Below are 4,148 nucleotides of genomic sequence, written 5' to 3' on the forward strand. Positions count from 1 at the left end.
CCCCCCCCCATAAATTTTTGGTAAATCTGCAAATTTTGGAAAGCGTTTAACTAAATCTTTTAAAGCATTGATATGATCAATAGCTGCCATAATGCCATAGTTTTGATAGTCTCCATTAGGTGGGATAATAGTGGAGGTAAAATTTAACTTAAAGTTATAATCGAGTTTATTTTGCATTTTTAAATTTTCTACATGTTTTACTAAAGAATTTGCTAAAAAAAGTGCATTATCATTATTTATTTCATTATAAGAAAATTGAAACTGATTTAATAAATTTTTAATATTTTCAATATCTTCATCTTGAAAAAATTTATATGCACTGTATTTCTCAACATTTGATCTTCTATGACAAAAACAATGATAAAAAACATTTACTGTCGCTACATCAAATTTTTTAGCGATATATTCTCTATCAAAATCTAAAAAAGAAATATTTGCATTAGCTCCAAAACCACCCACTATAAAAACTATAGCTTTGATATCTTTTTCATCATCATAACTTATACGGTATTCAAGCTTACTAGTTCTTTTAATATCTAGTTCTACATCATCACAAGAATCGATTTCAAAGGTTTGGTTTATGAGCATATAAAGGCCTTTTTTATTAATTTATCGATATTATATTACAAAAAACTAAAAAGGCAAACCATGACAACCCATATCTACAATTTTTTAGAAAAAAGTTTAATCAAATTTAGCGAAAAAACTGCTTTTGTAGAACCTTTTGCCAAGGAAAGAAAAAAAATCACTTATAAAGACTTTGATCTTTTTTCCAAAAAACTAGCCAGTGAAATTTTAAAAACTTTAGGAAATGATAATCCTACTCAAGCTCCTGTTTTAATCATCTTGCCTAAAGGGATTGATTGTTTGATTTCATTTTTTGGAGTGGCATTAAGTGGAAATTTTTATACCCTTTTAGATGAAAAAAGTCCTAAAGAAAGAGTAGAAAAAGTCATAGAGGTTTTAAAACCTAAACTTTTTATCACTTCAAAGGATTTAAATTTTAATTTAGATTTGCCTACGCTTTATACACAAGACTTTGAAAGTTTTAATATAGATGAAAGTTTGCTAAAAAATGCAAAAGAAAAACACATAGATACTAATTTACTTTATGTTTTCTTTACTAGCGGGAGCACAGGCATTCCTAAAGGAGTAAGTATAGCTCATAAGAGTGTGATTGATTATACTTTTTGGGTATGTGAGACTTTTAAATTTGATGAGAATGAAATTTTAGCCAATCAAGCGCCATTTTATTTTGACAATAGCATTTTAGATATTTTTTCAAGTGTAAAATCAGGAGCGACTTTACATCTTTTACCTAATCATCTTTTTGCCTTTCCAAATAAAATTTTAGAATGCCTTGAAAAAGAAAAAGTAAGCACTATATTTTGGGTACCTTCGGTGCTGATTTATTTTGCAAATACTGAAGCTTTGAATAATTTTAGTTTAAACACCTTAAAAAAGATACTTTTTTGTGGTGAAATCATGCCTAATAAACAGCTAAATATTTGGCGTAAACACTTACCCAATGCTTTATTTGCCAACCTTTATGGTCCAACAGAAATCACTGATGTGTGTTCTTTTTATATCATCAATCGCACTTTTAAAGATGAAGAACTTCTACCTATAGGTAAAGCATGTAAAAACACAGAACTTTTAGTTTTTGATGAAAATATGAATTTCATAAATCCTAAACAAATAGATGTTAAAGGGGAACTTTTCGTGCGTGGAACTTCTTTGTCTTTAGGGTATTATAATGACAAAGAAAAAACCAAACAAGCTTTTATACAAAATCCTTTGCATGATAATTATTTGGATTTACTCTATAAAACAGGAGATATTGTTTCTTATAATGAATTTGGCGAACTTTTATGCTATGGAAGAGCAGATAATCAGATCAAATATATGGGACATAGGATAGAACTTGGAGAAATAGAAAGCGTGATAAATTCTCATGCAAGTGTAAAAAACAGTGCTTGTATTTTTAAAGAAGATATTATTTGTTTTTATGAAAGTAAAGATGAAATTAATTTTAAAGCTTTTTTAAAAGATAAATTACCTTCTTATATGATCCCAAAAAATTTTATCAAAATTGACAAATTTAAACTCAATCAAAATGGTAAAATTGATAGGAAAGTTTTAAAAGAACTTGTTTAAATAAATATTTTATAATTTCAAAAAACCAAAGGAGAAAAAATGCAAGAAATCAAACAATTTTTTATCAATATAGAAAGAACAGATATCAATGAGAGTATGGAAAATCTAGTAAGTGAAGATTTTATCGATAGTATCGATATCATGGCTTTGGTTGCTGAAATAGAAAAATTTTATAAAAAACCCTTAAAAGCAGAATTTATCACACCTGAAAATTTTGAAAGCTTTGAAAATATCAAAAAAATGCTTGAAATTGCAATGAAAGACTAATCTTTCCTTGCAAGTTCGAGTTGCTCTTTTAAAGAGCTGATGATTTCATTTTTAGAAACAATAATTTGCGCTATAAAATCCGCCACATCATCCCAGTCTTTACTTAGTGTATGAGTTAAAGTATAATTTTGTTCGTATTCTTCCCAATTCACAGGAGTAAAAAGAGAATTTTTATGCGGGAAATATTTGTTTTTTACCCATTCAAGCGAAGAAGCAAAATAATCCACATAAGCTTTAGCAATATCTTTTTGTACTGCAAATTTTAATCTTTTTTCTTTACTGCCTTCAAATTTTCTTCTTGCCATAAAAAGCAAAGAATTAAGATTATCCTGCTTTAAATCTTTTTGGTTTAATCTTGACATAAGCTCCATTCCTAAAAGATTAAAACTTTCATTTTTGGTTTGTTTTAAAACAAAACTTTCATCCCATTCAAGTCCTAAATGATAAACAAAATCCTTAAGTAAAGTCCCTCCTACATAATCCTCCCTTAGAAGTCTTACTATCAAATTTTCTTCTCCAAATACCTCAGCATGAGTTTTGCAAATCCATTCATAGTCAAAAATATATTTTCTAGGATGATCTTGCGGAGCAAAATCAGCAGAATAATACCCCATATTGTTTTTATGATCTTGAGAACAATGTGAGTTTAAATAACCCAAAGTATCTCTAAAATACACAATAATATAAATTTGAGTAAAACCTAACTCTCTCATAATCTTTTCTAAAATTTCTACATGTTTTTTGGTAGAAAAATCCCAAACTATACCCTCAGCTGAAAAAATAAATTTTTTATCTTTATGTAAAGCACTTTCATTTTTAAAATTTTCTATAGCTCTAAGAAGTCTTTCATTTGTGATATGACTTAAAACACTCTCTTTTTTTAAAATATCTTCTTTTTGAACCAATTCTAAAACCATATCCACCAAAGCCCAATGCCTATTTGCCACTCTAAGACTTTTTGGGTAAATATAAGCTTTTTGCAAAAGCTTTTCTTCGTTTTGCATCAAGAAGCCTTGTTTTTCTTGATTTCCTGTATTAGTAGTTCCTATATGTAAATATGCTGTCATTTTATATCCTTTATCTTTATTTTAATTTATCATCTCTAACTCAAATTTATCTTCTAAATCCTTAAACACAAATACTTTATTCCCACAAGGATAAGAGATAGAATTTTCTTGCATAAAAGATTTTCTTCCTTGTAGTTTTTCAAGCATTAAAGGAAGTTCTTTTCTAAATAAAGCCCTATCAGTCATTCTAAGTCCATGCTCTAAACTTTTTACAAATCTACCATCTATATCATTTTCATCCTTTATTAAATGTAAAGTTGCATCATATCCTAATTCCTGATAACACTTATAAAGTTCTATTTTATTTTGCACTGGCGCACCCATATCTTGTATACTATGATAGCTTACAAAAATGGTATTTTTATTTAAATTTGATTGAATTTGAAGATGGTTTGAATTTAAAACTGCTCTGATTAAATAATTTTCATCACCAAAATAATAAGAAGAATTCATATTTCTATTCCAGTATTTATATACAAAACAATAAAGTCTATAACCACTTCCTTCGAAATAAAATTCCCCTTGATTCATTTCTCTTCCTAAAATGCACGCCAAAAATGGCAAGCAAACACCTGAATTATCAATCACACCATCCACATACCAAGGAGCTATTTTTGCTATGAGTAAAGATAGGTATCCTCCATAAGACCCGTGCTT

At 28.1% G+C, this 4,148-nt stretch carries 5 protein-coding genes; 2 read left to right on the forward strand and 3 right to left on the reverse strand.

The window, feature by feature from the left end; genetic code table 11:
- The coding region (locus tag SR62_RS02005; protein ID WP_147502238.1) for a DUF2920 family protein at positions 1 to 588 on the reverse strand (588 nt) is incomplete at its 3' end.
- A 60-nt stretch (positions 589 to 648) separates the two neighbouring features.
- On the opposite strand from SR62_RS02005, the gene SR62_RS02010 reads away from it, so the two are divergent.
- Together SR62_RS02010 and SR62_RS02015 are read left to right on the forward strand one after the other, a co-directional pair.
- The gene (locus SR62_RS02010) at positions 649 to 2,157 is read left to right on the forward strand and encodes an AMP-binding protein (RefSeq protein ID WP_002878164.1); all 1,509 of its coding nucleotides are present in this window, start codon (positions 649 to 651) and stop codon (positions 2,155 to 2,157) included.
- Between the two features lie 39 nt (positions 2,158 to 2,196).
- On the forward strand, positions 2,197 to 2,424 hold the full coding sequence (locus SR62_RS02015; protein ID WP_002875378.1) for a hypothetical protein: 228 nt from the start codon (positions 2,197 to 2,199) through the stop codon (positions 2,422 to 2,424).
- Here the strand turns inward: SR62_RS02015 and SR62_RS02020 are convergent.
- Together SR62_RS02020 and SR62_RS02025 are read right to left on the reverse strand one after the other, a co-directional pair.
- Positions 2,421 to 3,491 (reverse strand): acyl carrier protein, encoded by a 1,071-nt coding sequence (locus SR62_RS02020; protein ID WP_147502239.1) that lies wholly within the window; start codon positions 3,489 to 3,491, stop codon positions 2,421 to 2,423. The genes SR62_RS02015 and SR62_RS02020 overlap by 4 nt on opposite strands.
- Before the next feature lie 21 nt (positions 3,492 to 3,512).
- A partial coding sequence (locus SR62_RS02025; protein ID WP_261791847.1) for a DUF2920 family protein occupies positions 3,513 to 4,148 on the reverse strand: 636 nt, incomplete at its 5' end.

This window comes from Campylobacter sp. 2014D-0258 (assembly GCF_008000495.1).
Classification (GTDB): Bacteria; Campylobacterota; Campylobacteria; order Campylobacterales; family Campylobacteraceae; genus Campylobacter_D; species Campylobacter_D jejuni.

Excerpts from the sequence above, each read along its gene's own strand:
- SR62_RS02010 (WP_002878164.1), top strand. The coding sequence starts at position 649 with ATGACAACCCATATCTACAATTTTTTAGAAAAAAGTTTAATCAAATTT.
- SR62_RS02015 (WP_002875378.1), top strand. The coding sequence starts at position 2,197 with ATGCAAGAAATCAAACAATTTTTTATCAATATAGAAAGAACAGATATC.
- SR62_RS02020 (WP_147502239.1), bottom strand. The coding sequence starts at position 3,491 with ATGACAGCATATTTACATATAGGAACTACTAATACAGGAAATCAAGAA.